This is a genomic window from Kitasatospora sp. NPDC036755 (genome assembly GCF_040636595.1).
Lineage (GTDB): Bacteria > Actinomycetota > Actinomycetes > Streptomycetales > Streptomycetaceae > Kitasatospora.
Map to the genome: position 1 here is coordinate 1 of NZ_JBEZUT010000483.1, position 4,588 is coordinate 4,588.

Here is a 4,588-nt window from a genome sequence, read left to right on the forward strand (position 1 = left end):
CCACCCTCACCAACGCCAAAAACACCTACGACCCCACCCACACCCTCACCCCCGGCCAAAACATCTTCCCCTAACCACAAACACCACAACGAGACCCGCATATCGAAAACCGTGAATGAGCCGGGCACTTTCGAAGTGCTTCCGGCTCATCGCGCTTTCCGTCTCCTTTTGCCGGGGGCACATCCGGGGTGGCCGCAGGGGCCGGTCCGCGCGGAATTCCGCTTGCGGGGGCGGTCGCGCCGGCTGGTACCGTCCGGTATGAGCTTCTCCACCGCCGGAACGGACGGGCCCCGGCTGGACGGCGCCGCCCTGGCCCGCCTGGACCTCGGCCACAACGTCTGGGGGTCGTTGCCCTCGGCCGCCGACGCGCGGCGGGCGGCCGAGCTGTTCCGGGGCGCCGGTTGGCGGGTCCGGCTGTCGAGCCGGACCGAGTACGAAGTCGAGTGCACCTTCGCCGAGTTGGAGATCCTGCCGGTGCGTCCGGTGACCTTCGCGGGGTTCGTGGATCCGGACCGCGTCGGCGTTCTCCTCGCGGCGCTGGAGGGGATGGGCCTGTCGTTCGAGGTCGAGTTCACCGATGCGGAGGGGCGTGACCACCTGCACCGCTCGAACGGCCACCCGCACTGAGGCAGGGTTGTCAGGTCCTCGACATGGGAAGGGGGCGGGCCACAGACCGTTCCCTCCGGAAGGATACCCGTGCACCGCACCACCGCCAGGATCACCACCGCCCTGCTCGCTGCCGTACTCGCCGGGCCCGCCCTGGGCACCGCACCGGCCTGGAGTCGCCCCGCGGACGACTCACCGACGAGCCTCCCCGCGGGCGGCACAGCGGCGACCCGTCAGGTGGAGGTGTTCGCCGAGGACGGCGGCATCTCCCGCGCCCAAGCGCCGTCGGCCTCCCCCTACCTCGCCGGCCGCCCCCAGGGCGTGGCGCCGATACAGGGCGACGGCGAGGTGACGGCACTGGTCCGCAACGGGGAGCCCGCCGCCAAACTGGACGTGGTCGTGATCGGCGACGGGTACACCGCGCAGGAGCAGGAGAAGTTCCGCGCGGACGCGGCCCGGAAGTGGCAGGAGATGACGTCCGTCGAGCCCTACGCCACCTATCGCGCGCTGTTCAACGTCTGGGCGGTGTCCGCCGTCTCCCCCGAGTCCGGGGTGACCGGGGACCCGGACCAGGCGACCGTCCGGCACACCGCACTGGGCTCGTACTTCTGGTGCGACGGCGTGGAGCGGCTGCTCTGCGTGGACGAGAAGGCCGTCGACGCCTACGCCGCGAAGGCCCCGCAGGCGGACCTGGTACTCGTGGTGGCCAACACCGCCAAGTACGGCGGCGCCGGCTACAACGACATCAAGTCGCCGCTCGGCTACGAGGGCATCGCCACCGTGGCCGGCGGCAACGCGAAGGCCGGGCAGATCGCGGTGCACGAGACCGGGCACTCGCTGGGCAAGCTGGCCGACGAGTACGCGTACGACGGCCAGGGGACGTACCAGGGCGCCGAACCCGTCGAACCGAACATCAGCACCCTGACCGCCGACCGGATGCGGCAGCAGGGCTCCAAGTGGGCGCGCTGGCTGGGCCAGGCCTCGCCGGACGGCGGCACCGTCGGCGCGTACGAGGGCGGCGGCTACTTCCCCACCGGGCTCTACCGGCCGACCGAGAACTCGATCATGCGCTCGCTCGGGCGGGAGTTCAATCTGCCCGGGCGCGAGGCGATGATCGCGGGCTTCTACCGGCACGCCACCCCGCTCACCAGCCGCACCGCGGGCGGCAGTCCGCTCACCGCCGCGGACCGCCTCACCGTGGACCTCCCGGTGCCCGGCACCGGGCTGCGCTGGTACCTGGACGGGCGCGAGCAGCCCCGGCTGGCCGGCCGCACCGCGCTCGACCTGTCCGAGCTCAAGCTGACCGGGCCGCGCTGGCGCCCGCACCTGCTCACCGCCGTCGCCACCGACCCGACCACGGCCGTCACGGACCCGGCACTGCGCGAGAAGCTGACCTCGAGCCTGTCCTGGCCCGTGACGCGCTGACGGGACGGCTCCTCGCACCGGCATCGCGGCGCCCCTCCTCCGCTCCCGCGGAGCCGCCGTCCGCGATGCCCGCCGGGCGATCCGCGCGGCGATCCGCGGGGCGATCCGCCGAGCGGTGCCGGGGCTCGGCGTGACCTCTGCCCAAGTCGCGCCACGGCTCGGGGTGTTGGCGGATTCCCGAGCGGTGGCGCGTCCGCGTCTGAAAGCATCCGGGGGATGCCGCCGGAAGACGGGGAGAGTCGATGGAAGCGTTGCGGCCGGGCGACCCTGAGCGGATAGGCGCCTACCGGTTGGAGGGACGGCTGGGGGCCGGCGGGATGGGGCAGGTGTTCCTGGGACGCACCCCGGGCGGGCGGCCGGTGGCGGTGAAGCTGGTCCACGCGCCGTACGGGCACGACGAGGGGTTCCGCCGGCGCTTCGCCCAGGAGGTGGAGGCGGCCCGGCGGGTGGGCGGCTTCTTCACCGCCCAGGTGGTCGACGCCGACCCGTACGCGGACCGCCCCTGGGTCGTCAGCGCCTTCGTGCCCGGGCCCACGCTGCAGGCCGCGGTCACCGCCCACGGGCCGCTGCCGACCGCGACTCTGCGGGTGCTGGCGGCCGGGCTGGCGGAAGGGCTGAGCGTCATCCACGAGTGCGCCCTGGTGCACCGCGACCTCAAACCGGGAAACGTCATCCTGGCCGCCGACGGGCCGCGCATCATCGACTTCGGCATCGCCCGGGCGCTGGACGCCACCGCGCACTCGACGACCGGGGCCGTACGCGGCACACCTGCCTACATGTCCCCGGAACAGGCGCGCGGCAACGCCTCCGTGACCACGGCCAGCGACGTGTTCTCCCTCGGGTCGGTGCTCGCCTTCGCCTCGACGGGCACCTCCCCGTTCGACGGCGAAGGGCCGGCCGTCGCCGTGATGTACCGGATCACCCAGGAGGAGCCCGACCTGTCCGGGACCGACAACGAGCTGCGCGGCCTGGTGGCGGCCTGCCTGGCGAAGGACCCGACCGCCCGGCCCACGACGGCCGACATCATGCGTGCCTTCACCGGAACCGGCACGGACCGGGACTGGCTGCCCGAGCCGGTCACCACGATGGTGCGCGACGCCGCGGCCCCGGCCGACGCCGGACCCGGGCGTCCCGTCGGCCCCCAGCCGCCCCCGCGCCGACGCGGCCTGTCGCGGCTCGCCTTCCGGCGCGGCCGACCGACGGACCCGCTCCCGGCCGCCCCGGCCCCGGCCGACGCGAGCCCGACAGGGCTCGAAGAGGGCTGGAACGGCCTGCCCTGGGGAGCGACCGTCGCACAGTTCCGCGCCCGCTTCCCGAAGGCGCACCAGCGGGACGAGTGGTGGCTGACCGGCACCGGCCCCGAGGCGTTCTGCGGTATCGAGATGCACACCCAGTACTCCTTCAACGGCCGGGGCGAACTCGGGTTCGTGGCCTTCATCCCCGAGGTGAAGGACCGCGACAGACTGTCGGTGGCCGTGCTGAACGCGCTCGGCGCACCCGACGACGCGACGACCACGTGGACCCGGGGCGACGTCGTGGTCGAGGTGAAGGTCGCCGGGCTCATCGCCACCCTCACCCATCGGGTGTTCGGCGCCCACTGACGCCGGAACACACCGCCGGAACACACCACCGGAACACCGCCGGGACACCGCCGGGAGCCGCCGTGTCGGCGGCGGGTTCCGGCCGAGGTTCCACGGATCCGCCCGAGTCGACCGGTTCCCCGGGTGGCCGCGGCGCCGTCGTGCTAGAACCGTCGGCGGGCCGCAACTCCGGCTGCCCGCCCGTACGTTGGCACCAGCTCAACCGTTCCCGCAGCACGCCCCCACCGGCCACGACCCTGGGAGAGCCATGCCCACCACACGTCCCCGCCCCGTCCGCCTGCTGCTCGCCGCACTGGCCGCACTCGCCCTGCTGCTCTCGGGCGCGGTCACGGCGGCCCCCGCGAGTGCCTCCACCACCGGCCTCGACGGCGCCTGGGCCTGCGAGATCCCGGCCGGCTACGTCTACGACCAGGTCTCGATGAACCGCAACTGCAGCGGCACCGGCACCTGGAACTCGCCGCAGTTCCACCTGCGGACCCCCGTCGACAACCTGACGGCCTGCAAGAGCGCGCCCGGCTTCGTCTACGACGCCATCACCTGGGGCCTCGCGTGCAGCGAGATCAGCGGCGTGCCGTCCAACCAGTACCACCTGCGCAAGCCGGTGGACGGTCTCACCGCCTGCGTGGGCACCCCGGAGTTCACCTACGACTACATCAGCTGGGGCACCGCCTGCAACATCACCCAGGGCGGCGGCCAGTCCAACGCCTTCCACCTCCGCAAGCCGGTGAGCGGCCTGTGGGCCTGTGACGTGCCCCGGGGCTTCACCTACAGCAGCACCACCCAGAACACCGATTGCAGCCTCTACCGCGGGTCCACGGCCACCAAGTTCCTCCTGCTCGGCTGAGCGGGTCCCGCACCGCACCGACGAGCTCATCGCCGCCGAGGAGCCGGACGACGTGGTGCTGCCCACGCGGGTGCACGCCATCGTGCTGGTCTCCAAGCTGCACAAGCCGGCG

The 4,588-nt window shown here is 73.1% G+C and carries 4 protein-coding genes; all 4 read left to right on the top strand.

Going from position 1 to position 4,588, the window contains the following annotated elements; genetic code table 11:
- Positions 1-258 precede the first annotated feature (258 nt).
- The 4 genes from AB0E96_RS38405 (at position 259) to AB0E96_RS38420 (ending at position 4,476) form a co-directional block, all read left to right on the top strand.
- Positions 259-627: a hypothetical protein gene (locus AB0E96_RS38405; RefSeq protein WP_359831066.1), complete on the top strand. Its 369-nt coding sequence runs from the start codon at positions 259-261 to the stop codon at positions 625-627.
- Between the two features lie 69 nt (positions 628-696).
- A complete protein-coding gene (locus tag AB0E96_RS38410) occupies positions 697-2,031 on the top strand; it encodes a M64 family metallopeptidase (protein ID WP_359831068.1) in 1,335 nt (444 codons plus the stop codon).
- Between the two features lie 242 nt (positions 2,032-2,273).
- Complete coding sequence (locus AB0E96_RS38415) at positions 2,274-3,632, top strand: serine/threonine-protein kinase (RefSeq protein ID WP_359831070.1); 1,359 nt, start codon at positions 2,274-2,276, stop codon at positions 3,630-3,632.
- 247 nt (positions 3,633-3,879) lie between these two features.
- On the top strand, positions 3,880-4,476 hold the full coding sequence (locus AB0E96_RS38420) for a hypothetical protein (RefSeq protein WP_359831071.1): 597 nt from the start codon (positions 3,880-3,882) through the stop codon (positions 4,474-4,476).
- Positions 4,477-4,588: the final 112 nt, after the last annotated feature.

What these genes read in the sequence shown, in the direction of transcription:
- AB0E96_RS38415 (WP_359831070.1), top strand. Translation starts at nt 2,274, where the DNA reads ATGGAAGCGTTGCGGCCGGGCGACCCTGAGCGGATAGGCGCCTACCGG.
- AB0E96_RS38405 (WP_359831066.1), top strand. Translation starts at nt 259, where the DNA reads ATGAGCTTCTCCACCGCCGGAACGGACGGGCCCCGGCTGGACGGCGCC.
- AB0E96_RS38420 (WP_359831071.1), top strand. Translation starts at nt 3,880, where the DNA reads ATGCCCACCACACGTCCCCGCCCCGTCCGCCTGCTGCTCGCCGCACTG.